Source organism: Ferrimonas sp. YFM, assembly GCF_030296015.1.
Taxonomy (GTDB): domain Bacteria; phylum Pseudomonadota; class Gammaproteobacteria; order Enterobacterales; family Shewanellaceae; genus Ferrimonas.
The window spans coordinates 2,475,915-2,501,478 of sequence record NZ_AP027368.1 but is presented as its reverse complement, the minus strand read 5'-3'; the positions used below and the strand labels follow the sequence as shown (position 1 = coordinate 2,501,478).

The window sequence follows — 25,564 nt, the reverse complement described above, 5'->3', positions numbered from 1 at the left end:
TGCATGCAGAGCCCTGATGCCGAATTAATCAGCCTTGCCTAAGGAGTGGCCGTGCTATTTCCCCGACTAAGCACAACTCGGTTGGAGTTGACCGAGATTAAATCAAATGATGACGTCGACAATCTGTTTGCGTTGTTCGCTCATGACTCTGTTGTGGAGTACTACGATCTTTCGCCGTTAACCGAGTTGTCTCAGGCCACAAAATTGATTGAGTTGTTTCATCGGCGTATTGAAAATGGCGATGGAATACGCTGGGCGATACGCCTCAAGCAACATGGTGCGCTGATCGGTACCTGCGGGTTTAATTCTTGGTGTCTTCGCAGCAAAAGCGCAGTAATTGGCTATGATCTCCATCCGGATTTCTGGGGGCAGGGTTATATGAATGAAGCGCTTGGTGCTGCGATTGCGGCCGCTTTCTCGGGTAAGCTGGCCTGTGGTGAACTCAACCGAATTCAGGCAGATACGGTGCCTGGGAATCTGAAGTCAGAGTCTGTACTAAAAAAGCTTGGGTTTCAGGAAGAGGGGCTGCGGCGCCAGGCGGGGTTCTGGAAAGAGCGCTACTTCGACCTTAAGTGCTTTGGTTTGCTCAGGAGTGACGTCTGAGGAAGGCCACAGAATATGAAAGGGCCCTAGAGGCCCTTTTTTGTCTCTTCAATCAGTTGTTGCCACTGAGGGTACTCCTTAAAGCTCTCGCTGAGATCGCCCCAGGGCGCCATTGCGCTGCTTTGCAGAGCCTCACTGTCCTCGGCGCCAGCATTCAGCAGATAGAGATAATAAAAGGCTGAGGCCCGGTAGTTGGCGGCGCAGTGGATCAGCACATCTTTATCCTTGTTGGCCTCCATCACTGCCAGGAATTGCAGCACATCCTCGGTGGTCGGCTGTTTCCAGTCCACACCGATGTGGGCGTACTCCATGCCTGCCTTTTTCACCAGTTCCCCTTCATTCTCCAGGCCTGTTGGGTTTCCGGCGGGGATCAGGTTGATCACCAGATCCACACCGGCCTGCTTCAGTGCCGGAAACTGGTCCGGCTGGGGCAGGCCGGAGGTGATTACCCGTTCGGAGGGAAATTGCACCGCTTTAATCTCGCTCAGAGCCTCAGGCTCGATGTCGGCTTGGGCTGCGGTCGAGACCAGCAGCGCGGATAGGAATAGCATCTTGATCATCTGTTTCTCCTTGAGAGATTTAAAGCCAAGTTACCTTAGTCATTTGAGCCATCAATGGAGAAAGTGTCAGCATCTGTTAAAGCAGCTCAGAGGTCGGCGGACTCAGACCACTCCCGCATCACCTCCAACACATGGAGGGCGGAGTGGCCAAATTCGGTCAGCTCGTAGGTCACCGCAATGGGGCGGTCGCTCAGGACCTTTCTGACCACCATGTTGCGTGACTCCAGCTCCTTCAGGCGCTGATCGATCATCTTTTTGCTGGCGCCGCCCAGCATCCTGGACAGGTCGTTAAAGCGAACCGGGCCGTCTTTCAGGTGATACAGCAGAGATCCAGTCCACTTGCCGCCTATCAGCCGCATTCCCTTCTCAATGGCGCAAGGCTCCAGGCAGGCGTTGTCTACCCGCTTTCTGCCCGCGTCGTCTGTGGTGATTCTGCTTTTCATCGATGCCTGCCCCGGTAAAGTGGTTACTAAAGTATATCTGGTATAGTATCGCCAAAACCTTAGTGAATCCATGGATTATCCGAACAGGAAATGTGTGGTTAGCCGCATAAGCAAGGGTCATTTCCCTGGTCGGAGGAGAGATCAGCCAGAAGGGGACTGATGTATTCCATTTAGGCAAGAAGCCCATAGAAAGAAATCATAATGTGCCATTCTGGCCAGGCAAAAACGCTGTGTTAGTCTGCTGTTATTCCGATGTTTGTTCAGTGAAAGTGCCTATGAAGCTGTTTACCGACGACCGCAAACTCTCCATTCTCCACAAGGGTGAGGACCTGGTGCCTCGGGGGTCAATGCTCAGTCAGATCGCCTTTGCGCCCATGCGCGAGCCGTTGGACCGAGAGGTGGTGGGTTATCTGGAAGCAACCATGGGGATCCGTTTTCCCCAGCTGATTCTGGATTTTCTTGAGCAGTGTGGCGGCTATGAAGCCAGCACCAAATACGTTTACCCCAGTGCGCTGGGCAAGGCGTTTAAACCCATCGGCATCGAACTGCGCTGCCCTGACCGCCGCTGTTTCTTCGACCTTTCCTGTTTCCAGCAGCCGGATCTCAACCCCTTTGCTACCTTGTCCGGTTGTCTGCCTGCTGACTTTGTTCAGGAGAATGAGACGCTGCTGCGCAAGATGATCCCCCTGGCCTGGGACAATGGCTTCCTGCTGTGCCTGGACTTCAGTCGCAACCCTTGCGAGCCGGCCATCGCCTTTGTGGATCCCAATACGCCGGTGATCCACCCGATGTTTCTCGACTTCATCGACTTCGTGCTCAGAATTGGTTATCTCGAGCACTGAGGTCGAAGCGTAAAAAAGCCCGCAAATGCGGGCTTTTTTGATCCTGGGACATCTTACAGGTTGGGTTTGTAGTCGAAGCCAGCCTGAGCTTCTGCGTCGGTGAAGCTGTTGATGGGCTGCTTACGGTTGAGCATGGCGTTGACCAGAGAGCCGGGGAACATTTGGATGCCGTTGTTGAACTCTTCCACATTGCGGTTGAAGATGCGGATGGCGGCGCCCACCTGCTCCTGTTGCTCGGAGATCTCCGCCATCACCTTAAGGTAGGTGTCGGAGGCTTTGAGATCCGGGTAGGCTTCAACCGCTACCTTCAGGCCCTGCAGAAGACCGGCGGTGTGTTTCTCCGTCAGTGCCAGTTTGGCCGCGTCCACACCGCCCTGACCCAGCTCGCTGATGGCGTTTCTCAGCTTGGTCACCTCGGTCAGTACGGAGGCTTCATGCAGCTTGTACTGCTCCACCATCTTCTCGACGTGAGGGATGATCTTGTTCTTCTGGCGCTCCTGGGTTAGCACCGAGGCCCAGGCGCGATCCACGGCGTTGTAGCGCCCCACGATGCTGTTGTAGATGAGGATAACCGCCACAACCAGCAGCAGGGGGATGGCGATGATGATCAGAGTTGCTTCATTCATAAGGTGTCTCTCGTAATGGTCGGCTCTGCGCTCAGTGCAGGGCGCTTTAAGCAAAGTTGTTGTCGTTTAAACGCATCAGGTCGTGGACGGTCTTAAGCAGCGTATCCAGCTTCTCCAGCTTGGCGTGACCGGCTATTTCCTTGGCAAAGGCCTCGGGCTTCTCCAGGCCGTACTGGCGTTTCAGTGTCAGCAGGTCGTCGTTGTCAAAGGCGATGCACATCTCGCCATCGGCGTTGATCTCAATCACCGGGCTGCGATAGCTCTCACCTATGTTGCACAGCTGCTCGACGACCGCCGGACTCAGCAGCCGGGCGGCTTGCATCTCCTCTTGAGCCCGAACCTTGAAGTGACGGTTAAACTCGTTGGAAGCGGCGGAGTAGGGCATCCCATCAAACTTGATTCGGCGGTCTCCGTCCAGGCTGATTGACTTGGCGAAGGGGAAGCGCACCAGTAACCCGTGACGGTCGTAGTGGTGATAGGTGGTGCGGGTCTTGGTGTTGCCTTCGGAGTCCCTGTAGGTCTCGGTGCGCTTATCCACGAAGTGGAAGTGGTAGAGCTGGAAACCGAACTGATGCACCTTGCCTTTGTAGCTTCCTTGATACAGTGCCTCAATCTCCCGTCTGTGGTTACCGCGGTCAAATTCCCTGAACTTATTCCCAAACTCCTGAGCCTTGCCGGATTTACTGACTTTCACCGGCTTCAGGTTGTTGTTGAACAGGCTGTCCAGCAGTTGGATGCGGTCAGACACCGGTTCGCGCCAATGCAATCGCTTGCCCTGCCACATCCACAGGCCGGCGCCGATGATCAGCATGCCCAGGGTGATCTCCTGTCCGATGGGGTAGTCGTCCAACAGAATCAGGACACCCACCAGCCTGATAAGGCCAATGAGAGTGTAGATCACCGTCCAGTAGGCGTAGGCCCAGAAGGGCAGTACGGCAAACAAAGCGGTGGCGGCGACGCCGATGAGGCCAAGGCGCAGCCATTGGCGGTTTATCGAATCGGGCAGCGGCAGTACCTTGCCCTTTTTCTCCAGCCTTTTGGCCAACAGCACGACGCCGATGGCGGGAACCCAGGCACTGGAGAAGTTCATCGCCAGATCGAGAAAAAAGCCAATATCGCCATGAAAACCGCCGGAAGAGGCGGTGAGGTAAAGACCCATGGTGCCGGCGAACAGCAGCAACCATTTGATGGTGGCAGCGATGCGATCATCGTAGTCCAGTGGGCCCGGGTGGTTCTGTACCGAGCGGATCACCCGAATCAGGTCGGCTTGACTGGTGGCGGCTTCCACATCGGCCTTGATGGCGTCGATGTTGGCGGCTACCTGTTTGTTGTGTCTCATGAAACTCCTTAAATGGTTCTGGGAGCGGTTGTACTAGGTCAATGCATTAAAAGGCGGCGGTACTGCCGACCTACTTTTGCTACTGCACCAAGCTCTGTTTGGGATGCGCTACTTGAAGTTGTTGTCGCTCAGGCGCATCAGGTGGTGCACCGTGTTCAGCAGGGCATCCAGCTTATCCAGCTTGGCATGACCGGAGATCTCCTTGATGAAGGCGTCCGGGGTGTCCAGGCCGCTGCGCCGTTTGAGCTTGAGCAGGTCCTGGTCGTTGATGGCCAGACAGGTCTGGCCCTTGGCGTCGATCTCCACCACAGGGCTGCGGAACGACTCGGCAAACTGGGTCAGCATCTCTACCGTGGCCGGTGTCAGCAGGCGCGCCGCCTGCATCTGATCCCGGGTGCGCACCCTGAAGAGCCGGTTGAAGGCATTGGATGCGGTGGTGTACTTCTCCCCCCGATAGCTGACATCGCGGTCACCATCGAGCACCACAGATTTGGCGAACGGGAAATCGAACAACAGCCCGTGGCGATGGTAGTGATCGTAGGTGGTGCGGGTCCGGGTCTTGCCATTGGAGTCGGTGTAGGTCTCCTGGCGGCGGTTGACGTAGTGGAAGTGATACAGCTGAAAGCGGAAGGTGTGCACCTCTCCCTGATACTCCCCCTCATAGAATGCGTCGATGGTGCGGCGGTGATTGCCCCGATCAAACTCGCGGAACCGCGCCTTGAGCTCCTTGGCTTTGCCTTCGGGGTCCACCTTGACTGGCTTCAGGTTGTTGTTGAACAGGATGTCCAGCAGGTGGATGCGATCGGACACCGGGTTGCGCCAGTATTTGCGCTTGCGCAGCCAGAACCAAAGAATCAGGGCAACCACACCGGCGCCTGCCGCCAGGTTAAAAGGCACATAAACCTGGCCGTTGAGGCTGAGCAGCTGCATCAGCTTGGCAAACACAAACCAGTAGGCCTGATGCCACGGCGGCAGGTAGGCAGCCACCAGGGTGACAACGCCGGTAATGAGGCCGATGCGAAGAAAGGGGCGGGCCAGAAACTGGGGCAGAGGCAAATGCTGGCCTTTGTTTTCCAGTCGCCGCGCAACCGCAAAGGCCACCAGGGCAGGCACCCAATAGGCCGAGTTGTCCACCACCGCAAACATGATGCGCGCCAGAGAGCTGTGAGAGCCGCCATAGATGTAGTTCAGCAGCATGCCGTAGACACTTAGGGCGGTCAGTGCCCACATCATCCCTGAGGGCAGCCGGTCGTCGTAATTCAGAGGGCCTGGGTGGTTCTTTACTGAGGTGATCACCTGGATCAACTGGTCTTGCGTGGTGGCGGCTTCCACATCGGCTTTAATCTGCTTGATGTTGGCCGTCACCTGTTTGTTGTGGCTCATGGAACTCCTTTCAACGTGCTTCGGAGTGGGGTAGGAATGTCTAACACTTTGAAGAGGCGACAATAATACCTAAAAACTACTGAAACTAAACGAGAAATGTAAATACCTCTTATGGGCGGCAATCAGAAACCGAGTGTTCAGGGGGAAGGCCGTCGAAAATCCCAGCAGTCGAGTAAAATGGGTGAGGTGGTCTGATGAAATCGGTCCCACTGATGCAGTAGAGTGTTCCCCCAAACCATCTCCTTTGAATCCCAGGCAATAGGACATCCGCCATGACATCCATCACTATTCGCGGCAGTGAATTGAGCTATCTGGACAAGGGCCAGGGCCCGGTGCTGCTGTTCGGCCACAGCTACCTGTGGGACTCCGCCATGTGGGCCCCTCAGATAGAGGCCCTGAGCCAGCACTACCGCTGCATCGTGCCTGATCTCTGGGGCCATGGCGCCTCTGGCGCGCTGCCCGGCGAAACCCGAAACCTTAAGGGCCTGGCCGAAGACATGCTGGTGTTGATGGATGCCCTGGAAGTGGAGCGCTTCTCCATCGTCGGGCTGTCTGTAGGCGGCATGTGGGCCACCGAGCTGGCGCAACTGGCGCCCAGCCGCATTCAGAGCCTGGTACTGATGGACACCTTTGTCGGCCTGGAGCCAGAGGTGACCCATAAGAAGTACTTCGCCATGCTGGCGGCCATCGAAGAAGCCCGTCAGGTGCCAGCACCGCTGCTGGACCAGATTGTGCCGCTGTTCTTCGCCACCGACGTGGCAGAGCGCCACCCACAGCTGGCGCAAGGCTTCCGAGACAGCCTGGCCAACCTGCCGGAGTCCCGCATCGACGATACCGTTCGTCTGGGTCGCATCATTTTTGGTCGCCGGGATCAGGTGGACGACCTGGCCAAGTTGGCGCTGCCGGTGCTGATCATGGTGGGTCAGGAGGACAGAGCCCGCACCGTGCTGGAGAGCTACCTGATGCTGGATGAGATCACCGGCGCCGAGATGGTGGAGATCCCCAAGGCGGGCCACATCTCCACCCTGGAAAACCCTGAATTTGTTAACCGCCACCTGTTGGCCTTTCTTGAGCGAGTCTATGGCTGAGCAGAAACTCTTTGTCTACGGCACCCTGGGACCAGGGCGCCCCAATGAACACATCTTAAAAGCGGTCGGCGGCAGTTGGCAGACCGGATCCATTCGCGGCACCCTGCGCCAGGAAGGCTGGGGCGCCGCCATGGGTTACCCCGGCATCACTCTGAATGACAGCGGAGACAAGGTCGAAGGCTTTGTCTTTTGCTCAGACAACCTGGAAGCCCACTGGCCGTCACTGGATGAGTTCGAAGGGGAGGGTTATCAGCGCACCCTGACCCAAGCCACCCTCGACGATGGCCAAACCGTCGAGGTGTATGTCTACGCCCTGGCTGACGCCTGACTGAATCCTCAATCGCCCCTCAAAATCTCCTTTCTGTATTGGTGCCCAATGACCGTCTGGGCGCCAAAATGAGTCATTCGTGGCTAATTTTTCATTGCATAGTGTGACTAGCCGCGCACAAAACACCCACTAGAGAGTGTACCTTAATATCATTATATTAATCAGCATGTTACACCTTGTTCCCGGCGGCGGACTGGTGTTATGAAACTCAAAGGAAACCAAGCAATGGATAACGAAATTAGCCCCTCGTTCAAAATAGCCTCGCGTATTTGGTGGAACATTACATGGAAAACCATTTTATTTGCCATCCCGTTTTCACTTATTGGTGGCATGCTCGGTGCAATGATCGGTTTGATAGCGACGGGAGGCAATGACCCTTTAGCAAATCAAATTGGCTCTATTATGTCTTATCTGGCAGCTATACCTGTCGCGATTTTGGTTATCAGTTCTAGTTTAAATGAGTCATATGGGAAGTATCGGGTTTCGCTCACGGTAGTTGACCCTCTAAAAGAGGAAGCAACACATAATGAGTCGACTACTTAATAACAAATACATCAACGGGTGAGACAATAAAGCTTGGCCTAATTCGTGCCTGCGTAAATTTAGCCAAGCTCTATAGTAACTCCATGCATATATTTGTAGTGGTTTAATGATCCCGGACACCGCTTTAGGTGGTAAAGTCGCCACCGTAACAAGAGGTGTTCAATGACAAGAAAGCGTCGCTCATTCACTGCGGAGTTCAAACTGGAAGCCGCATGCCTGGTACTCGACCAGGGCTACTCCGTCCCTGAGGCCAGTCGATCACTCGATGTTGGAGAGACGGTGATCCGCAACTGGGTTCGCCAGCTCCAAGCTGAGAGAGGAGGCCAGACTCCTAACAACAAGGCTCTTACCCCGGAGCAGCAGAAAATTCAGGAGCTTGAGGCCCGCATTAACCGACTTGAGCGAGAAAAGGCGGTGCTAAAAAAGGCCACAGCTCTCTTAATGGCGGACGAATTCGAACGTACGCTCTGATAGACCAGTTGAGAGAGCAGGAATCCACAGAACTGGTCTGTTCCGCCTTCGATATCTCCACATCCTGTTTCTATGACTACAAGGCCCGAAAACGCTGCGTTGACTCTGAGCGTATCAAGTTTCGTAGCGAGCTACGCCGCTTGTTCAAGGAAAGCCGCAGCTCAGCTGGTAGTCGTGCACTGATGTCGATGATGCAGGAATTGGGGCACAAGATTGGTCGCTTCAAAGTACGTAGCTTGATGAAGGAGGCAGGGCTGACGTCCAAGCAGCCTGGCTCTCATTCCTATAAAACGGCTCAAGTGGAGCGACCGGACATCCCTAATCGGCTTGATCGGGAGTTCGATGTTGCCGAACCCAATCAAGTTTGGTGCGGCGATATTACTTATATCTGGGCCGCTGGTCGTTGGCATTATTTGGCTGCAATCATCGACCTTCACACACGCCGAACTGTGGGCTGGGCCATGTCGGAAAGACCTGATGCCGATTTGGCCGTAAAGGCACTGGAGATGGCATACCAGCAACGCGGTTGCCCAGATGGTGTGATGTTCCACTCTGACCAGGGAAGCCAATATGCCAGCCGAAAGTTCAGACAACGTCTCTGGCGCTATCGAATGACTCAGAGCATGAGCCGCCGTGGCAATTGCTGGGACAATGCTCCCATGGAGAGACTGTTCCGGAGCTTGAAGACAGAATGGATCCCATCAACTGGTTACATGACCGCTCGCGAAGCCAAGCGAGACGTCGCCGCATACTTGATGGACTACTACAACTGGCAGCGCCCTCACCAACACAATGATGGGGTGCCGCCTGCGGAAGCCGAGAATCGGGCTAAACAGGTGTCCGGATTTAGTTGACCACTACAATTAAGCATCTAGGAAAGATATGTAGGTCATCGCAGCGCTCTTTTTGGAAAGACACATGATCATATGCAGGTGCACTGTTCGATCCTGGTATCGGTCTTACTGTGTACGATGTAGCCGCCCTTTTTGCCGTGCTGATCCGCCTTTCATGATGGTGAGTATGCATCTTAGGGCGTTGAGCCTTAGCTAATCTACAGATACATTGGTAAAATGCTTTCACTGACTTTTAGACATGCGGTGAAGGTGTGCCGAGTGAAAAGCAGCAATGTGCCGCATAAGACGGCAGCTAGGTAAGTGGCAGGAGGCTGAGGTGAAATATAGCTTTAACTTCGAAGATGCAAGCCAGATATTTGTTGGAGCATTTGCTCTTGCTGTTCCGATTTCTTTCTCTGAGGAAGCTTGGCGCTTGGGTGAGAGCTTGCCACTCCTCAATCTCTCAATTTTGTTCAGTTTGTCTGTAGTGTTTCTCACGTTGTATACCTACGAAAGTGTGTTTCAACGTAATGTCTCCAAGCGTAAACTGGTTTTCATTCTTCGAATAGTGGTTGCTTACCTCATAACAGCTTTGGTAGTAATGCTGGTACTGTTTTGTATCAATAAACTACCTTTGTTGTCAGACCCGCTAGTAGCACTAAAGCGAGTGATCATTATATCAATGCCTGCATCTATGGGGGCAATAGTAGTCGATAGCTTCGACAAAGAGTAGTTTACCTAACGTATAAGAGTCTTCCCCAATCAAGTGGGTGAAACACAGGTCCGTCGACTGACCTACCATAGCTTAAATCCACTCAAGCGATGTTGATTCGCCTGAGTGGGTGACCGCAAGGTGGCGATAACTGGCGTTCCCGTCTTTGCAGTTGGCAAGGTATAGTGCCCAAGGATCACCTTAGTCGGCTTGTATAGACATCACTAAAGACCGTGCCTTAGCCATATCTTTGGATGTTTCAGGGTTAGTCAGCTTTGCTTGGCGCTGGCATCTTTATCACTGATTTTTGCAAGATCAACGAATTTGGGTAGGTGATCATTCTGTCTCCCTGTCTAATGATCACGTGAAATAGGGCGATCTCTTCGATCTCTCCGGATATGTCATCGTCTTTGTCTACAACCTTAACGTAGTCACCAACACGATAGGGGAAGGCAAAAAAGATAACGAAACTGGCCGTAATGTTGCTTAATATGGACCATTGGGCAAAAAGGGCTACGCCAACCACTGCAAAGATGGAGGAGGCCAGAACCGCCAATTGTTCATACTCAACCCCAAGCACCACAAACAGGGCCAGGAGTAACGCCAGTGAAAGAAGAATATTGAGCGTCCTCACCAAGTAGCGCACCCTAAATGGCTGTACAGATCGTTTTTGTCCGTAGCTTTCGATTCCCCTTGCTACCAATCTCCCAGCCGTTATATAGCCCAGGATGAGTAGGCCAGCTAATATCCACTGCATTCAGTTTATCCTTTGTATTTGTGTCAGGTTAATCCTGGCTCATCGACGTCGTAGATGATTCCAGGGTTTGGGTCCTCATCGAATAGGGAGTCGATCTGAGCCATCGCTTCGTCCGCTTGCTGTTGTTCGAAATAGGCAAGATGAAACAGCGCGTCTCCCTCGTTGACGAGCGGCAGGGTATGTTGGCCAATAACAATACCCTCTTTGGGTGCAAGCAAAGTGAACTCTCCGTGCCCCAGTGGGGCGGCAATTTTCGCCAACACGTCTCCTTTTTTTACTTTAGAGCCCAGTGCAACCTGAGAGCGGATGATGCCATCTTGCTCGGCTCTGACCCAGGAGGTTGATCGTGCTACTGCCATGGTGTCAGAGAGGCTTCGCCGACGAGAGGGCAGCATGCCCAGGCTGCGCATGACCCTGATACACCCTTTAATTGCCATGTTTATGGCACCGCTATCAAACCTGAGCGCTTCACCTCCTTCGAAGGTGAGCACGGGAATCCCCTTGGCCTGAGCTTCTGCTCTTAGAGAGCCATCTCGAGTGGAGGCATTGATCACCACGGGGGCACCGAAAGCTTGCGCCATTGCGCTGCTCTCCGGGTCATCCAGGTTGGCCCTGAGCTGAGGCAAGTTAGTTCTGTAAACGGCGGCCGTATGAAGATCGATGATATGACTGCACCGGGTCACCACCTGGCTGAAGAACTGATGAGCGAGCCTGGCCGCGATGGAGCCTTTCTGGCTTCCTGGGAAGCTTCGATTGAGATCGCGTCGATCAGGCAGGTAACGGCTCTTCTGGATAAAGCCAAAGACGTTCACTACGGGCACCGCCACAAGTGTGCCTTTGAGCTTGGCTGGCTCTATCAGAGAAAGAATCTGCCTGACCACCTCGACACCATTGAGTTCATCCCCGTGAATTGCTGCACTGATCAGCAGAACTGGCCCTTCGAGACGACCGTTCAACACCTCCACGGGAATGGTCAGCGGCGTGTGGGTGTACAACTGGGCAACGTCCAACTGTATGGTTTGCTGTGTACCCGGAGCAACGTCGACCCCTCCCAGTTCGAAGCTACGATTAGCTTTAGCCCTTGCCACGTGTGCGCGTCCTCTGAGGTTGGGCGTTCTTTTCTATGTACTCAATGATCATTCCGGCCACGTCCTTTCCGGTTGCGGCTTCGATCCCTTCCAGGCCCGGAGAGGAGTTAACTTCCATCACTAAGGGGCCGCGATTGGAGCGCAGTAGGTCCACGCCGGCCACACGCAATCCCATGACCTTGGCTGCCTCAACGGCGGTGCGTCGCTCTTCCGGGGTGATGCGGATCAGTGAGGCACTGCCGCCTCGGTGTAAGTTGGATCGAAACTCGCCTTCGGCTCCCTGGCGCTTCATGGCTGCGATCACCCGGTCACCAATGACGAAGCAGCGTATATCGGCGCCATCAGCCTCTTTGATGAACTCCTGCACCATGATGTTGGCCCGAAGTCCCAGAAAGGCTTCGATGACGCTTTCTGCCGCCTTGCGTGTTTCCGCGAGTACCACCCCAATACCCTGTGTTCCCTCGAGCAACTTGATCACCACCGGAGCGCCGCCGACCATATCCAGGAGGTCCTTGATGTCGTCGGGTTTGCTGGCAAATCCTGTGATTGGCATGCCCACCTTGCGGCGGGACAGCAGCTGCATGGAGCGCAGCTTATCCCTGGAGCGGGTGATGGCCACCGACTCGTTTACCGGGTAAACGCCCATCATTTCGAACTGTCTCAACACGGCGCAGCCATAGAAGGTGACTGACGCGCCGATTCTGGGAATGATCGCATCGAAACCGTCCAGGCTTTCCCCTTTGGAGTGAATACTGGGCTGGTCTGAGTTGATGTTCATGTAACAGCGAAGGGCGTCGATCACGACTGCCTGATGGCCTCGCTGCTCACACGCTTCAATGAGCCTGCGCGTGGAATAAAGTTTGCTATTGCGTGACAGTATGCCGATCTTCATTTGGGTTGCTCTCCAAGCAAATAGGATGAGTCGGAGTCAATCAGCAGTCGGCCGCTCATGGCGGTGCGACCGATGAGCATGCGAAACTTCATGGTGTCTCTGTTGGTGACGGTCATCTCAATGGGCCAGCTCTCGCTGCCAAGGGTCAGTAGGGTCAGAATCACCGGCCTGTTTTCCACATGACCGCCGGAATCGGTCACGTCACGTTGGTCGACAATCGGGGCCTGACAGATCACTACGGTGTCTACATCTCTTTGAATAGGGTGCACGTGAAACTCCAGCCAGGGCTGGCCCTCTTTGTCGAATACCCGGGTATGAAACGCATGCAGACAGGAGGTTCGGGCCCCGGTATCCATCTTGGCCTTTATCTTCCCTATGCCCAAATCGGGTAGAGCGGCCCATTCCCGCCAACCGGCACACCTTTTGGCCGATCTCTTTTCACTGTCCATACAGCCTCCTCGGGCTGATGTTTGGCGCCCTCTGGCGCCAGGGTTAAGGGAGCAGGACGAGTGTGCCCAGCCCCAGGAATGTCAGGAAGCCCACGACGTCGGTGACTGTGGTCAGAACCACAGAGCCGGACAGGGCAGGATCAATCTCCTGGCGATCCAGAACCACCGGGATGATGACGCCGGCCAAAGCGGCCACCACAATGTTGATGATGATGGCCGCGGCCATCACCAATCCTGTGGCCAGGTCGTGAAACCAAAGTCCTGCGACCGCGCCAATAATCACCGACCAGGTAATGCCGTTAAGAAGGCCTACACCCATCTCTTTCGACAGCAAGGCTCGCAAGTTGCCCTGCGCCAGTTGGCCCATGGCCAGGCCTCTTACCACCAAAGTCAGTGTCTGACTGCCAGCAATACCGCCCATGGAAGCAACTATGGGCATCAATACGGCCAGAGACACCACTTGAACCAGTGTGGCTTCAAACTGGCCAATTACCCAGGAAGCGAGCAGGGCGGTGAGCAGGTTGATTCCCAGCCACAGTGCCCGGCGTTTGCTGCTTTGCCATATTGGCGAGAACAGGTCGGTTTCCTCATCCAGGCCCACAGTGGCCATCAGGCGTGACTCATACTCTTCTCTGGTCAGTTCCAGGGCCAGTTGCAGGCTGATGCGCCCGAGCAAACGCCCGTCCTGATCGATGACTGGCAGGGCGGAGAGATCCGAGTGTTCAACCGCTTCAGTTGCATCTACCAGGCTGGTTGTGGCCTGCAGTGGCGCCAGGTCCAGCAAAGGTGCATCCAGCAGCCGCTGTGATCCTGTCAGGCTGGCTAACTGTTGTAATGAGATTGCTCCCTGATATACCCCCTGTGCATCGACCAGGTAGGCTTGATCACTGAAGGGATAGCGGCTGCGTAACAGCACGCGAAGGGCGTCCGCAGCTCGGGCGTTAACCGGAATCAGCACCATCTCATGGTTGAGATAGCGGCCCACTTCGTCATCATCAAACTGATTGGCTTGTTCGAACCAGTTCCTCTGCCTTGCAGTCATCCTGCCTACGGCGGCGTCTACGATGGACTCGGGCAGATCGTCCGCCAGCTCAATCAACGACTCCGCGTCAACGCGATCGAGCAGGGCAATCAAAGTGGATTCGGGCAGGGTGCGTAGAATGGCGCCACGGGCTTCTGCGCGCATGGCCACCAATACATCCAGTTGCTCATCCTGGGCCACCTGCTGCCATCTTTCCAGGCGTTCGCTTATGGGCAGGGATTCCAGCAGCAGCGCGATTTCACCCGCTTCTACTCGCTCAATGGCCTGCTCGAACAGGGATTCCTGCTGACCATCCGTTGCCTGGCTCAGCTTTTCAACCAGTTGACTGACCTCTTCCCTGGAGTGGTCAATTTCGTTTGGTAGTTCGGTCAAGGTGCTCTCCATTGCCGCAGGCGTGGTTAAAAAAGGGTCAATTTTGGGCGGCATCATGCGCCCAAAATCGGATTTCCACAATCAAAATCTGTTGTCAGGTTTCAACTATTTTTCTGTGTGCTTTTTGTACGCCATTTGAGCTGTAATGGAACTCAGTTCAATGAATGCCTCAAGCCGGGTTTTGATATCTTTCTTACCGGCATCTATCTAAGATTAGTGGAGTATTTCGAGGATGAGACACTTATGAATAACAGCCAGGGATTGATCATTGGTCGCCGCTTCGATGGCCAGGGTGGCGCAGAGCCTGTGGAGCAATGTGAGAGCGTTGATTGGAGCTCTGGCAACGATCCTCTGTGGTTGCATTTTGACTACACCGATGAAGGCGCGAAAGCCTGGATAGAGCAACACAGTGGATTGGAACGCGTTGCCATCGATGCGTTGTTGTCCGAAGGCAGTCGACCCAGAGCGACGGTGTTGCCGGAGGGGTTGCTGTTGAATCTGAGGGGGGTGAACCTCAGCCCGGGTTCAGATCCCGAAGATATGGTGGGGATTCGTTTGTGGACCGACGGTCAGCGCATTCTCAGCACTCGAAAACGTCCTTTGTTGTCGGTTAAGGACATTGCTGATCTTTGGGAGTTGGACGAGGGGCCACGTAATGTTGGTGAGTTTCTGGTTGTGCTCACTGAGCGATTGATGGCCCGGATGCAGGGGACCATTGATGAAACCGAAGACCAGATCGATGAGATCGAGGAGCAGATGCTCACCTCCGACAGTCAGAGCCTTCGCAGCCAGATTGCGTCATTGCGACGCACGGTTATCTCTTTAAGGCGATACTTATCACCGCAAAAGGAAGCCCTTCAACAGTTGCAGGCCCTCAAAGCTGCCTGGTTGACTCAGGAGGAACGTTTGGCGATCCGAGAGGTAGGCGATCATCTAAGTCGGTTTATCGAAGGCCTGGACTCTGTGCGCGAGCGAGCGGTGGTGGCCCAGGAGGAGCTCAACAACCGGCTGGGTGAACGGATGAACAACAGAATGTATGTGTTGTCTCTGGTTGCGGCCATTTTTCTTCCCTTAGGGTTCCTGACCGGGTTGTTGGGGGTCAATATTGGCGGCATACCCGGGGCTGACTATCCTCTCTCATTCTGGATATTTTGTGGGTTGCTTGTTGTTCTGGTCGGGTTGCAGTGGTTTTTGTTCAAGCGCAGCCGTTGGCTCTAAGTTCTCTCCTTGGGTATCAACAGCAGATCACTGTGCAGGGTTTCCATAACTTGCTCGCTGGTGCTGCCGGTTATCTGCCTTTGAAACAGTCCACGGGCGACCAGTCCCATTACCAGAATGTCGATGCGGTGCTTCTGGCAATAACTGATTAAGGACTGCGATGGCTCTCCCTGAAGCAATCGCCAATTGAGTTTTCGCCAGCCATTACTTGAAATGAACTCCTGGATCACCTGTTGATGGGTGGACTGAATCATAGCGCGGTATCTGACCATGTAGGCGGGTACATAACAGCTGTGCACCAGGCTGACCTCGCCATTGAGGGCTCGGTTTAGCCTCAGCGCCTGATTGACTATTTCAACGTCCATATTGGCCTGACGGTCACTCTTGTGGAAGGGATCGATGGCGGCCAGCAAGGACAACTGGGGCGGCCATGACTTGTCACTTAGCACTAACACCGGACACTGGCTCTGCTCTATGACTCTCCGAAATCTGGGTGGAACCCGCTTGTCTGCACAGTAGACCACCAACAGATCAGACTCCGATTCCCATTGCTTTTGTTCTCTTTCCAGATGCTTGCTCCAGATGTAGTCCAGTTCCAGGGTGACTTTTCCTGATACAAGCGGGGCGATAAGAGCCTGGGCCCAGTCTACGACCTGTTGCTTGTAGATTTCCGCGGCGGCCGCCAGTTCCCTATCGTCAAACAGATAGAAGCGTTGCAGGGGCGGGGATTCACCGTGGATCATCAGGCGGCAAGGGGAGTTGACCGCGCGAAGGAGAGTTCGCAGTTTTGATCTTACCAGAGACAGGTCGCCCTCCAGAGCAGACAGCAGCAGAGTCGCTCGGTACATTCTTGCCTCCTCATTAACTTATGGTCAGGCTTTCTCATTCTCTGAATCGCTGACTTTGCCATTTCAGTATAGAGCTGTCTTCGCGCAAAGCGTCTGCCAAACGTCCGGAGTTTTCTGTGAAATATCCCTTACCTGTGCCTACATTTAGCTAACCTCGGCCGGAGGCTTAGCCGCCTGGCCCTGGAGTCTTGCTCTTTCATGAACTCAAGGTCGCTCTTTCCCGGGGAGGCGTCATGCTCAGTGACAAAATTAAGGTGTATTACGACAGGGCGATCGATGCTGTATTTGGCCTGATCTTGCTGTTCATCTCCATTGGGGTTGCCATCGGAGCGATGAAGCTGTTTTTCACCACCTGGGACCTGATAAGGGCTGAAGGGGTAACGGGGAATTACATCCACATCATCACCGACGTACTGACTTTGTATGTGATGATAGAGCTGTCAAAGTCATTGGTAGAGTACTTTAAGTCTCATCGATTACGCCTGACGTTCATCCTTGACGCTGCCATCGTATTCATTGTGCGCGAGATACTCATTGCCCTGTTTAAACATGAGATCAAGGCGGAGATGCTCTACGCCTTCTCAGTATTTCTGCTGGTCTTGGGGACCATCAGGATTGCTGCCGTAGTGGTCTATCAAAGGGAGAAACTGATCTCTGGTGATGACCACTGAGTGGTGGAAGCGGGTTGTTATTCGGGAGATCTTACCGTCAGCCCTGCAATGCGACCGCTTTCAACGAGCGGACGAAGCTGTGGGTCCGTGTCCGCATACCCCAGGTAGTCCGGTGAGATGTCGATGGCGCGCTGCAGGTGTAAGGAGGCTTCCTCCAATTCACCCAGAGCAGACGCAGCGCAGGCCAGTTGGTAGAAGGCGTGGCCATTCTCCGGGTCGATCTGCAAGGCTTGTCGGCATAGGTTGATTGCCCATTTGGGCTCACTCAGTTCAAGGGCGGAATCAGCCTTATAAGTGAGTGCTTCAACATCGTCTGGGCGTAATTGCAGGATTTGATCATAAATGGTGATTTTTTGCTCTTCACTGACTTCCTGACTGGCCCTCAGCCATAGTGAGTGCACTTCGTTCGTCCGTTCCAGTTCACTCTTATTCTCAGAAATCAGCTTCTCTTTGGCATTCATCTGCTCCTCAACGCTTTTGAGGCGTTTTTCGTAACGATTGATCAATTTGGTTACTTCCTGGTCGGTCATCGTCAAGGCTTTGTCTTTGATGTCTCTGATGGAGGTCCAGCCAACCAGGACCAATAGGGAGGAGGCGCCTGCCACCAGATAAAAGAAGTAGGTCACAGTATCCGTCGCGTAGGTGACCGAGTGATTGGCAAGGGCCATCTGCTTCTTGTTTAACTCGCCGATGAACTCTGTCCTTTGTGCTTGTAACTCGGTTCTCAGAGATTTGACCTCGTCGAGAAGGTACCGCTCCACAAACGGGTTGTAGAGGGGCTTATCCAATTGACTGACGGAATCACGTACTTCCTGCTCCTCTGTGAGGGGCGCTGCAGCAGCAAACAGGTTGTGGCTGAAAAGAAGAGTGACAACGCACATGAGGATTGTTGTGAGGCTTGCTTTCATAAGGGGATCTGACTGGGTAAAGATAGTGTACAAATCATATCGACATCTTCTGCATGATGCAAAGTCGAACAACTCCACGTTTAATCAGTGGCTTATTGATCGTTCTTGTCGAATCTTTGATTTTTTTTAATTTGAGCTGTAACCTTTATTGGGTGTGTAGACAATACCAGTGCGTCCATGGAGGGTGCACTATCTGTCTATGGAGTTCGGCAATCAAGAAGGAGGAATGTGTGAGTAACCGGGATAATCTCGCGGTGGATTTCCAGTCAATGGCCTCTCTCAAGCATTGGGGGGATTCTCCTGAGCTGGCAGAGAAAACAATGAAACGCAGGTCGCTGGTTCATTGTGGTTGGGGACGAGTTCTGTTTGGCCATACTTACGCTGATCACCAGGCGTTGATAGACGATCTAAATGATGAGGATCAGTTGCGTTCTGATGTGGTGTTTTATTGCCGGGAACCTCAGGTGCTGGTATCGAAAGCTCCGCATAAGTTGTTTATTGACCCCTCGTTGACCTATCGGCTTGATTTGTCTGGCGCTGAACCAGAGGTTGTCTGCTCTCCTAGATTACGGGTCCGTCCAATGATGGGGGGTTGGGACGAATACAACATCAATAAATTGCTGCTTGATTTAGGAAGGGTGGATCTCGGTGATGACTTTACTCACAAGATGTTTGCCGAGCCTTCATTATCAGTGCTCGTAGCGGAAGATGAACAATCCGGCCAATTGCTTGGATGTGTTTTTGGTATTGATCATAAGCTAGCGTTTGATGATCCCGACAATGGTTCTAGTGCGTGGTCGCTTGCCGTTGTTGAAGACTCTCCACTACCAGAAGTGTCCAGCGTGTTAGTTTCTGAGTTAGCAAAACGGTTCCGGGCGAAAGGGCGCAATTTCCTTGACTGGTCGATAGTTCATGACGAGCAGGATGACTGCTCACTGGCTGAAAAAATGGGGTTTGCGCGCGTTCCGGTTTACTCAGTTAAGAATCGAAATGCAGTCAATGAACCTTTGTACACCAGCGAAGCTGAGTGCCAGCCGGATTCATTGAGTACTCAAACCCTGACGTTGGTTGAACAAGCGCGTCGTCTGGGGATTTCGGTACAGATACACGATCCTGCTAGAGAGCTGTTTTCACTTCAGCTGGCGGGACAGACGGTACGTTGTAACGGGACACTGCCTGAGTTAACCAGCGCGGTTGCCCTGCAAGTATGCGATGATCTTCATCTCAGCAACTCATTGTTGAGGGGGATAGATGTAGCTGTGCCTGCACAATGCTCGATCTCTTCGAAGAAGGTGCTGGAAGAGTTTGCAAAGCCTTTCGTGTCGATAGATTTATTGCCTGTTGAACGCAATGACAATGAGCAGGCTTTACTGGGTTTGAAGACCGAGGCTGAGCTTGAAGGGGCGTGGCATTTTGTGCAAAACAGTACATTGAAATGGGTGGCCCGGGAGAGCATTTTTGGACAAAAACTTGTTGTGTTAGTTATTGGCAATGATGTGTTTGCTTCCAAGACTGGAGGTCGCTTTATCGATCAAGGCGAGCACTACAAGCAGAACGTCATCGTGCCGGCATCAGAACACAGCGGTGAAGATGTCACTCAACGTCTTCATCCTGTACTGAAACGTGCCGCTCTCATGGCATCGCAGGCTCTTGGTGTTCAGGTCGTTGCCTTGGAAATGATGGTGGCCTCAGCCTGCCAGCCTGATTACAAAATTACTGCCGCGAACCCACAACCCGACCTCAGCGCTTTTGCACCTCAGCCGGTAATAGAACACTGGTTGAAGTTACTGTTTCCCAGCCTTGCGACTGCAATGGATGTGAGGCGAGCTCTATAACTTGGGTAGGAGTTGATACTCAATTGGTGTTGCTTCCATTGAGAAGTTGGATGGAGCCTTAATCCGTCAAAAAGCCCCCAAACTTGGGGGCTCTTGTCTATCTGAGCACTTTGGAGAGGAAGGACAGGGTCCTTTGTTACTGCGTTGCATCGAAGATCTGCTGGGGCGGTCCGCATTCCACCATTTTGCGGTGAAGTTGACTGGACATCCAACCAAAGAGCTTTGGTTCTCGTTGCTCGTAACGTCCCCAGCAAAGCTGAGACTGACAGCAAGCAGTTGGACAGTGCTGGGAGCTTCTCGAGATGGATGCCCCACGGATGCAAAGGTGGGTGTCCAGTGAGGCTCTGTTAAAAGTCGTTTCCGCTTTGCGCCAACTTCTGAAGCAGACAGTCGTCGGCAAGCATCTGCTGCTCATTTCTATGCGTATAATGATCAGTAGCCGCACAAATACTCATTGCATAGCGATTTACATGGTCTGGATCATCATCTTACTCATCATCACATTATGCGTCTTCTTGCCGGGTATGTGGGTCAAACATGTGATGGAAAAGTACGCACAGCCGGCAGATCGTTACCGTAAACAGGGAACCGGTGGCGAACTTGCGCGCCACCTGCTGGACAGCTACGGCCTGGGTGACGTCCAGGTAGAGGAGACCTCTGACGGTGATCATTATGATCCGACCGCTAAGGCTGTACGTCTGACGCCGAAAAACTACTCAGGATACTCCTTGACGGCAGTGACCGTTGCCGCCCATGAGGTGGGGCATGCCATTCAGGATTCACGGGGCGAGTCGTTGTTCCTTGCGCGGCAGAAACTCGTTAAGACAGCAGTGGTAGGCGAGCGTCTTGCTGGCATTATGCTAGTGGCGGCTCCGCTTATCCTTCTACTAACCCGCGTTCCGCAAGCGGGAGCATTAACGATAGTGATTGGCGTCGTTTCCATGGCACTGAGTACCTTGGTGCATCTGATAACCCTTCCAGTTGAGTTCGATGCCAGTTATGGCAAGGCGCTGCCGCTCCTGGAGAAAGGCGAGTACCTGCACGACGGTGACCTGAAGCATGCGGAGAAAATTCTCAAGGCGGCGGCACTGACCTATGTCGCTGCCTCGCTGACCAGCTTGCTAAACCTGGGACGATGGATTGCGGTGCTTCGTCGGTAAGGTTTAAGAATTCAGAGTAATTGAAGGCTTCAATGACCGCTGTTTGGCGATAACCGCCACAAACTCCTGTTTGATTGATGCATCCTCGACATCAAAAAGCCCCCAAACTTGGGGGCTTTTGTCTATCTGAGCACTTTGGAGAGGAAAGACTGGGTCCTCTGTTGCTGCGGGGCATCGAAGATCTGTTGGGGCGGTCCGCTTTCCACCACCTCGCCGCCGTCGATAAACAGAACCCGGTCTGAGACCTCCCGGGCGAAGCCCATCTCATGGGTGACGATCACCATGGTCATGCCGTCGTCCGCCAGGGACTTCATCACGTCCAGCACGTCGCCGACCATCTCCGGGTCCAGGGCGGAGGTGGGCTCATCGAACAGCATGAGATCCGGTTCCATCGCCAGGGCCCGGGCGATGGCCACCCGCTGCTTCTGACCTCCTGATAGGCTGGAGGGGTACACCTCGGCCTTGGCGGCCAGGCCCACCTGCTCCAACAGGGAGAGAGCCTTGGCTTTCGCCTGCTCGGTGCTCATCAGTCCCAGCTTTACTGGCGCCAGGGTGATGTTCTCCATCACCGTCTTGTGGGGAAACAGATTGAAGTTCTGAAACACCATGCCGACTTTGCGGCGCAGCTGATCCACGCAGGCACCCGGGGCGGTGATCGACTCTCCCTCGATGAGGATCTCCCCCTGAGTGGGGGTTTCCAGCAGGTTGAGACAGCGCAGGAAGGTGCTCTTGCCGCTGCCGCTGGGGCCAATGACACTGACCACCTCGCCCGGGGCGACACTCTGGTCAATCCCCTTGAGCACCTCGACATCGCCAAACTGTTTATGCAGGTTGCTGACTTTAATCACTCTGTTTCAGCCTCTTCTCAAATTGGGACAGCATCAGGGTGAAGCTGTAGGTCAACATCAGGTAGATGATGGCGCAGGTGAACAGGGGCACCACGTCTTCGAAGGTGCGGCTGCGGATGATCTCCCCGGCGCGCATCAGGTCGACGCCGCCGATAAAGCCAATCACCGCGGTCTCCTTGAGCAGCACGATGAATTCGTTGCCCAGAGCCGGCAGGATGTTTTTCACCGCCTGGGGCAGAATCACCTCCTTCATCGCCTGACCCTGGGACAGACCCAGTGAGCGGGCCGCTTCCATCTGGCCCTTGTCCACCGCCTGGATGCCGGCGCGGATGATCTCCGAGATGTAGGCGCCGCTGTTGATGCCGAAGGCGATCACCGCGGCGGTGATCTTGTCCACGTCCAGGGAGGCCAACACGATGAAGTAGAGGATCACCAGCTGGACCACCACAGGGGTGCCGCGGATCACCGACACATAGAGGTTGGCCGGCCAGCGCAGGTACCAGTGGCTGGACATCTTCATCAGGGTGGTGCAGATCCCCAGCACCGAGCCCAGCAGGGTGGCCAGCAGGGTCACCGCCAGGGTGACCTTGAGGCCGCTCCAGATCAGCAGGATGCCCACCATCCCATCCTGACCGATGGGGGTAAAGAGAGAGTCGATGATCGCCTGCATAGGGTTACTTCATGTACTGGGAGATTAGGGCGTCGTACTGGCCATTGGACTTCATCTTGTCCAGGGTGGCGTTGGTCTGCTTCAGCAGTTCGGCGTTCTCCTTGGAGATGGCCAGGCCATAGTACTCAGGGTCGAAGGCCAGCTTGGTCAGTTGCAGGTCCGGGTTCTTCTTCATGTGGTTGGCGGCAGGCTCGCTGTCGAACAGCACCAGATCCACCTTGCCGTTTTTCAGCTCCATGATCGCTTCGAAGCCGGTGTTGAATGCCACCACGTTCTGGCTGTACTCCTTGGCCATGATGTCGCCGGTGGAACCCAGCTGTACGGCGATGGTTTTGCCCTTAAGCTCTTCCGGGCTGGCAGGTGCCTCGCCTTGTTGGGTCAGCACCACCTGGGTGGCTTCGTAGTAGGGCTGTGAGAAGCTCACCGCTTTCTGGCGCTCCGGGGTGATGGTCATGCCAGCGGCAATCATGTCAATCTTGCCGGCGTTCAGGGCCACAATCAGGGAGTCGAACTTCATGTTCTCCACCTTGAGGGTCTTGCCGGCGTCTTCGGCAATCTGACGGGCGATGTCGATATCGAACCCTTTGACTTCGTCGCCGTTGGGGCCACCCATGTATTCAAAGGGAGGGAAGGCGGCGTTGGTGCCGACCACCAGGACATTCTCTTTCTTTCCACAACCGGTCAGGGTCAGCAGGGAGAGGCTCAGTACAGCAATGAGTTTCTTCATAATCTGGTCTCTGTTTTCAATGGCTCGATAATTGATAGAGGCCGACTATAGGGCAGGGGCAAACGCGCAGTCAATAACTATGCGATCAAAATGAATTAAAATGCGATTAAGTGCGTTGTTATTAACCGTTTGTGAATAAGTTTTGTACATCCTGGTGAGGTTGGCTAGGTTGGGCGCGTTAGCCAGGCACTCACCTGTTGCGGGTTAGCGCTGCCCTGAATAACTATGCATAAGTAACTGCTTGGTCAGGGTGTGGGTCAGCAACAGCAGCAGAGTTGCCAGGCAGATCAGCATGACCGTGGAGCCGAGCCGGTACAGGCTGGCATAGACCAGATCCCGCTGGCCAGGTATCACGCCCGACATCAGAACCACCAGCGAAGACACGCCGGCAAAGCCTATGGCACTGCGTTCGCCTCCCTGGCACACCAGTTTGACAAAGGGCCCCAGCAACAGCGCAAAGGCGAGAAGGTAGAGCAGGGCGTGATCCACCCAGGTGAACAGGAGAAGTTGTAATAGCAGAGCGGCACCGGCGCCCAGCAAGGTTCCGATAAGGCGGGCCCTGGCCGCGATGAAGCTGGTCATCAGATTAAGCTGAGACAGCATCAGCAGGGCGGCGACCTGTGCCGAGATGGAGTCTGACAGCTCCATGAGTTGAAACATCAGGTAGAGCAGCATCACCATCAGCCAGGTCGACACCAGATTGATGAGGATCTGTTGCTGCGACTCCTGAGGGGGCTGGGCCTGGGCGGGCACTGCCTCTGAGGGAAAACAGCGCCACATCAGTGCACTGATGATGACAGCAACCAATGCGGAAAAGCCCAGATCCAAAGAGTAATCCAGGATATCAAACTGCGGAAAACTGCCCAGGTTCATCAGCATGGATCCAAGGATGATGTTGACGAAGCCAAACATGAAGGTCATGGGATGAATGAGCAGCCAGCAGCTGATTGCCATCCACAACGCCATGGCGCAGAGCAGCAGCACCGGGTGGCCTTGCAGAAAACCCAGGAGCAGGTTGGCCAGGGCACCGCTGAACGATACCGAGAAAAGCAGCTGAACCATGGCCGGTGTGTGCCAGTGATGAATGCGCGACAGAATCACCAGTACGAAGATGGGGGCGAACATTGCTCCGAAGCGCCAGTCACCCAGGGTCGCCATGACGAATGCCAGGGCGCACCCCGCCCACAACCGTTTTAGCATCTGTCCGTCCATCAGTAGATGTAGTGCAGGCAGCTGATCAATTTAACCTGAAGCCGGGCCAGCGCCTGCCAAATGGCGCCTTCGCCGGGGTAGAGCACAACCGATGCCCTGGACCCAATAAAGAGTTGCGGGGGCAGTGCGCCTCTGTGTTCCAGGTTCACCCGCACTCTCTGGGCGTCCCGTACCCAGCGGTTGTTTATCTGAATGCTGGCCAGGGTACCGTTGGCGGTCTGCTGTGCCTGGGCCACTCCCATGTCCCGGCTGGTCAGGGTCAGTTCAAATACTTCGCCGGGCAAGGCGTCGTAGGTCACCAGGGCCCTGGACTGGCCGTCCACCAGAGACAGCGCCTTCTCGCGGTAGTCGGCGGCGATCCACAGAGAGCCTGTGGGGACAAATGAGAGCAAAGGCTGCCGGGCGTTGGCATAGGTGCCCACCGCCAGTTGCAGATTGGAAACAACGCCAGATTCCGGTGCATGCACCCGGGTGTAGCTCAGGTTAAGTTTGGCGGTTTCCAGGGCCACCTCTGCCAGTTCTACTGCGGAAGTGGAATCATTGCTCAGTTGGGCCTTGAGGCGATTGAGCTGCTGGCGAGCGGCGTTTCTGTCCGCTTCTGCGGCAAGGAACCGGGTGTGATTCTGATCGAGAATGGACTCGGAGATAAGCTGTTCGCGGGCTATTTTCTGGGCGCGCGACAGCTCCTTACGCGCTAGTTCGAATGACGCCTGGGCACGTGCCAATTGTGCCTGGGCCGCTTCAATCTGTGCCAACAGCGCCTGGAACTGTTCACGGGCCTGTTGAAGGGACAGCTCGGCTTGTGCCACGGCCAGTTGAAATCGGCGATCGTCCAGGGTGAAGAGCAGTTGGCCTGCCTCGACCTCCTGGTTGTTGGTGACCATGATCTCAGAGACATTGCCCGACACCTCTGTGGCGATTTGCACCACCTGTCCCTGCACCCGGCTCTCGGTGGTCATGGGCACAAAGCGATCGGCAATGACCACGTAACCAAGGGCGACAAAAAACAGGATGAACAGGACGCGAGTCCAGCGTTTAAAAACCAGGTCTAACGGGGGCATGGTTGAATCTCATTTAGCCATTTGGGCGGCAGTAT

Annotated in this window: 28 protein-coding genes; 11 read left to right on the top strand and 17 right to left on the bottom strand. The window is 54.4% G+C overall.

What is annotated here, in order from left to right:
- Positions 1 to 87: 87 nt before the first annotated feature.
- Positions 88 to 603: a GNAT family N-acetyltransferase gene (locus QUE41_RS11630; RefSeq protein ID WP_502875881.1), complete on the top strand. Its 516-nt coding sequence runs from the start codon at positions 88 to 90 to the stop codon at positions 601 to 603.
- Between the two features lie 26 nt (positions 604 to 629).
- Here QUE41_RS11630 and QUE41_RS11625 read toward each other — a convergent pair whose 3' ends face one another.
- Complete coding sequence (locus QUE41_RS11625; protein WP_286339209.1) at positions 630 to 1,163, bottom strand: protein tyrosine phosphatase family protein; 534 nt, start codon at positions 1,161 to 1,163, stop codon at positions 630 to 632.
- Positions 1,164 to 1,249: 86 nt separating this feature from the next.
- Complete coding sequence (locus QUE41_RS11620) at positions 1,250 to 1,606, bottom strand: winged helix-turn-helix transcriptional regulator (protein WP_286339208.1); 357 nt, start codon at positions 1,604 to 1,606, stop codon at positions 1,250 to 1,252.
- Positions 1,607 to 1,881: 275 nt separating this feature from the next.
- Between QUE41_RS11620 and QUE41_RS11615 the strand changes: the two genes are divergently transcribed.
- Positions 1,882 to 2,448, top strand: coding sequence for an SMI1/KNR4 family protein (locus QUE41_RS11615; RefSeq protein WP_286339207.1), 567 nt, complete (start codon positions 1,882 to 1,884; stop codon positions 2,446 to 2,448).
- Between the two features lie 53 nt (positions 2,449 to 2,501).
- On the opposite strand, the gene QUE41_RS11610 is transcribed toward QUE41_RS11615, so the two are convergent.
- The 3 genes from QUE41_RS11610 to QUE41_RS11600 form a co-directional block, all read right to left on the bottom strand.
- Positions 2,502 to 3,074, bottom strand: a complete 573-nt coding sequence (locus QUE41_RS11610; RefSeq protein WP_286339206.1) for a LemA family protein — start codon at positions 3,072 to 3,074, stop codon at positions 2,502 to 2,504.
- A gap of 46 nt (positions 3,075 to 3,120) precedes the next feature.
- Complete coding sequence (locus QUE41_RS11605; protein ID WP_286339205.1) at positions 3,121 to 4,413, bottom strand: DUF3137 domain-containing protein; 1,293 nt, start codon at positions 4,411 to 4,413, stop codon at positions 3,121 to 3,123.
- 108 nt (positions 4,414 to 4,521) lie between these two features.
- A complete protein-coding gene (locus tag QUE41_RS11600; RefSeq protein WP_286339204.1) occupies positions 4,522 to 5,796 on the bottom strand; it encodes a DUF3137 domain-containing protein in 1,275 nt (424 codons plus the stop codon).
- Positions 5,797 to 6,068: 272 nt separating this feature from the next.
- On the opposite strand from QUE41_RS11600, the gene QUE41_RS11595 reads away from it, so the two are divergent.
- The 5 genes from QUE41_RS11595 to QUE41_RS11575 all read left to right on the top strand — a co-directional run bounded on the left by QUE41_RS11595 (position 6,069) and on the right by QUE41_RS11575 (position 9,792).
- On the top strand, positions 6,069 to 6,884 hold the full coding sequence (locus tag QUE41_RS11595) for an alpha/beta fold hydrolase (RefSeq protein ID WP_286339203.1): 816 nt from the start codon (positions 6,069 to 6,071) through the stop codon (positions 6,882 to 6,884).
- Positions 6,877 to 7,212: a gamma-glutamylcyclotransferase family protein gene (locus QUE41_RS11590; protein WP_286339202.1), complete on the top strand. Its 336-nt coding sequence runs from the start codon at positions 6,877 to 6,879 to the stop codon at positions 7,210 to 7,212. The genes QUE41_RS11595 and QUE41_RS11590 overlap by 8 nt, the downstream gene beginning before the upstream one ends.
- 201 nt (positions 7,213 to 7,413) lie before the next feature.
- Complete coding sequence (locus tag QUE41_RS11585; protein WP_286339201.1) at positions 7,414 to 7,755, top strand: hypothetical protein; 342 nt, start codon at positions 7,414 to 7,416, stop codon at positions 7,753 to 7,755.
- A 162-nt stretch (positions 7,756 to 7,917) separates the two neighbouring features.
- A protein-coding gene (locus QUE41_RS11580) for an IS3 family transposase (RefSeq protein WP_286339200.1) occupies positions 7,918 to 9,080 on the top strand; the annotation gives its coding sequence in 2 pieces (ribosomal slippage) (positions 7,918 to 8,173 and positions 8,173 to 9,080; 1,164 coding nt in all).
- A gap of 316 nt (positions 9,081 to 9,396) precedes the next feature.
- Positions 9,397 to 9,792: a DUF2391 family protein gene (locus tag QUE41_RS11575; RefSeq protein ID WP_286339199.1), complete on the top strand. Its 396-nt coding sequence runs from the start codon at positions 9,397 to 9,399 to the stop codon at positions 9,790 to 9,792.
- A gap of 244 nt (positions 9,793 to 10,036) precedes the next feature.
- Here QUE41_RS11575 and QUE41_RS11570 read toward each other — a convergent pair whose 3' ends face one another.
- The 5 genes from QUE41_RS11570 to QUE41_RS11550 are packed head-to-tail and all read right to left on the bottom strand — an operon-like array spanning position 10,037 to position 14,371.
- Positions 10,037 to 10,528, bottom strand: a complete 492-nt coding sequence (locus QUE41_RS11570) for a mechanosensitive ion channel domain-containing protein (RefSeq protein ID WP_286339198.1) — start codon at positions 10,526 to 10,528, stop codon at positions 10,037 to 10,039.
- 23 nt (positions 10,529 to 10,551) lie between these two features.
- On the bottom strand, positions 10,552 to 11,616 hold the full coding sequence (locus QUE41_RS11565; protein ID WP_353506845.1) for a succinylglutamate desuccinylase/aspartoacylase family protein: 1,065 nt from the start codon (positions 11,614 to 11,616) through the stop codon (positions 10,552 to 10,554).
- A complete protein-coding gene (rimK, locus tag QUE41_RS11560) occupies positions 11,603 to 12,508 on the bottom strand; it encodes a 30S ribosomal protein S6--L-glutamate ligase (RefSeq protein ID WP_286339196.1) in 906 nt (301 codons plus the stop codon). The genes QUE41_RS11565 and rimK overlap by 14 nt, the downstream gene beginning before the upstream one ends.
- The gene (locus QUE41_RS11555) at positions 12,505 to 12,957 is read right to left on the bottom strand and encodes an ATP-dependent zinc protease family protein (RefSeq protein WP_286339195.1); all 453 of its coding nucleotides are present in this window, start codon (positions 12,955 to 12,957) and stop codon (positions 12,505 to 12,507) included. The genes rimK and QUE41_RS11555 overlap by 4 nt, the downstream gene beginning before the upstream one ends.
- Positions 12,958 to 13,000: 43 nt before the next feature.
- A complete protein-coding gene (locus QUE41_RS11550; protein WP_286339194.1) occupies positions 13,001 to 14,371 on the bottom strand; it encodes a magnesium transporter in 1,371 nt (456 codons plus the stop codon).
- A 117-nt stretch (positions 14,372 to 14,488) separates the two neighbouring features.
- Here QUE41_RS11550 and QUE41_RS11545 point away from each other — a divergent pair, with 117 nt between their 5' ends.
- On the top strand, positions 14,489 to 15,589 hold the full coding sequence (locus QUE41_RS11545) for a zinc transporter ZntB (protein WP_286339193.1): 1,101 nt from the start codon (positions 14,489 to 14,491) through the stop codon (positions 15,587 to 15,589).
- On the opposite strand, the gene QUE41_RS11540 is transcribed toward QUE41_RS11545, so the two are convergent.
- Complete coding sequence (locus QUE41_RS11540) at positions 15,586 to 16,437, bottom strand: universal stress protein (protein ID WP_286339192.1); 852 nt, start codon at positions 16,435 to 16,437, stop codon at positions 15,586 to 15,588. The two genes, QUE41_RS11545 and QUE41_RS11540, sit on opposite strands and share 4 nt — an antisense overlap.
- Positions 16,438 to 16,670: 233 nt before the next feature.
- Here QUE41_RS11540 and QUE41_RS11535 point away from each other — a divergent pair, with 233 nt between their 5' ends.
- Complete coding sequence (locus tag QUE41_RS11535; protein ID WP_286339191.1) at positions 16,671 to 17,108, top strand: phosphate-starvation-inducible PsiE family protein; 438 nt, start codon at positions 16,671 to 16,673, stop codon at positions 17,106 to 17,108.
- Between the two features lie 17 nt (positions 17,109 to 17,125).
- Here the strand turns inward: QUE41_RS11535 and QUE41_RS11530 are convergent, their stop codons facing one another.
- Positions 17,126 to 18,016, bottom strand: a complete 891-nt coding sequence (locus QUE41_RS11530; protein ID WP_286339190.1) for a TPR end-of-group domain-containing protein — start codon at positions 18,014 to 18,016, stop codon at positions 17,126 to 17,128.
- Between the two features lie 230 nt (positions 18,017 to 18,246).
- Here QUE41_RS11530 and QUE41_RS11525 point away from each other — a divergent pair, with 230 nt between their 5' ends.
- Together QUE41_RS11525 and QUE41_RS11520 are read left to right on the top strand one after the other, a co-directional pair.
- Entirely contained in the window at positions 18,247 to 19,851 is a 1,605-nt protein-coding gene (locus QUE41_RS11525) for a hypothetical protein (RefSeq protein WP_286339189.1), read from the top strand.
- A gap of 302 nt (positions 19,852 to 20,153) precedes the next feature.
- On the top strand, positions 20,154 to 21,011 hold the full coding sequence (locus QUE41_RS11520; protein ID WP_286339188.1) for a zinc metallopeptidase: 858 nt from the start codon (positions 20,154 to 20,156) through the stop codon (positions 21,009 to 21,011).
- A gap of 122 nt (positions 21,012 to 21,133) precedes the next feature.
- Here QUE41_RS11520 and QUE41_RS11515 read toward each other — a convergent pair whose 3' ends face one another.
- From QUE41_RS11515 to QUE41_RS11495, 5 genes are all read right to left on the bottom strand, one after another.
- The gene (locus QUE41_RS11515; protein WP_286339187.1) at positions 21,134 to 21,859 is read right to left on the bottom strand and encodes an amino acid ABC transporter ATP-binding protein; all 726 of its coding nucleotides are present in this window, start codon (positions 21,857 to 21,859) and stop codon (positions 21,134 to 21,136) included.
- Entirely contained in the window at positions 21,852 to 22,529 is a 678-nt protein-coding gene (locus QUE41_RS11510; protein WP_286339186.1) for an amino acid ABC transporter permease, read from the bottom strand. Before QUE41_RS11510 ends, QUE41_RS11515 begins: the two co-directional genes overlap by 8 nt.
- Positions 22,530 to 22,533: 4 nt before the next feature.
- Positions 22,534 to 23,256, bottom strand: a complete 723-nt coding sequence (locus QUE41_RS11505) for a basic amino acid ABC transporter substrate-binding protein (protein WP_286339185.1) — start codon at positions 23,254 to 23,256, stop codon at positions 22,534 to 22,536.
- Positions 23,257 to 23,460: 204 nt separating this feature from the next.
- Positions 23,461 to 24,456 (bottom strand): DUF2955 domain-containing protein, encoded by a 996-nt coding sequence (locus QUE41_RS11500; protein WP_286339184.1) that lies wholly within the window; start codon positions 24,454 to 24,456, stop codon positions 23,461 to 23,463.
- A gap of 11 nt (positions 24,457 to 24,467) precedes the next feature.
- Complete coding sequence (locus tag QUE41_RS11495; RefSeq protein WP_286339183.1) at positions 24,468 to 25,529, bottom strand: HlyD family secretion protein; 1,062 nt, start codon at positions 25,527 to 25,529, stop codon at positions 24,468 to 24,470.
- Positions 25,530 to 25,564: the final 35 nt, after the last annotated feature.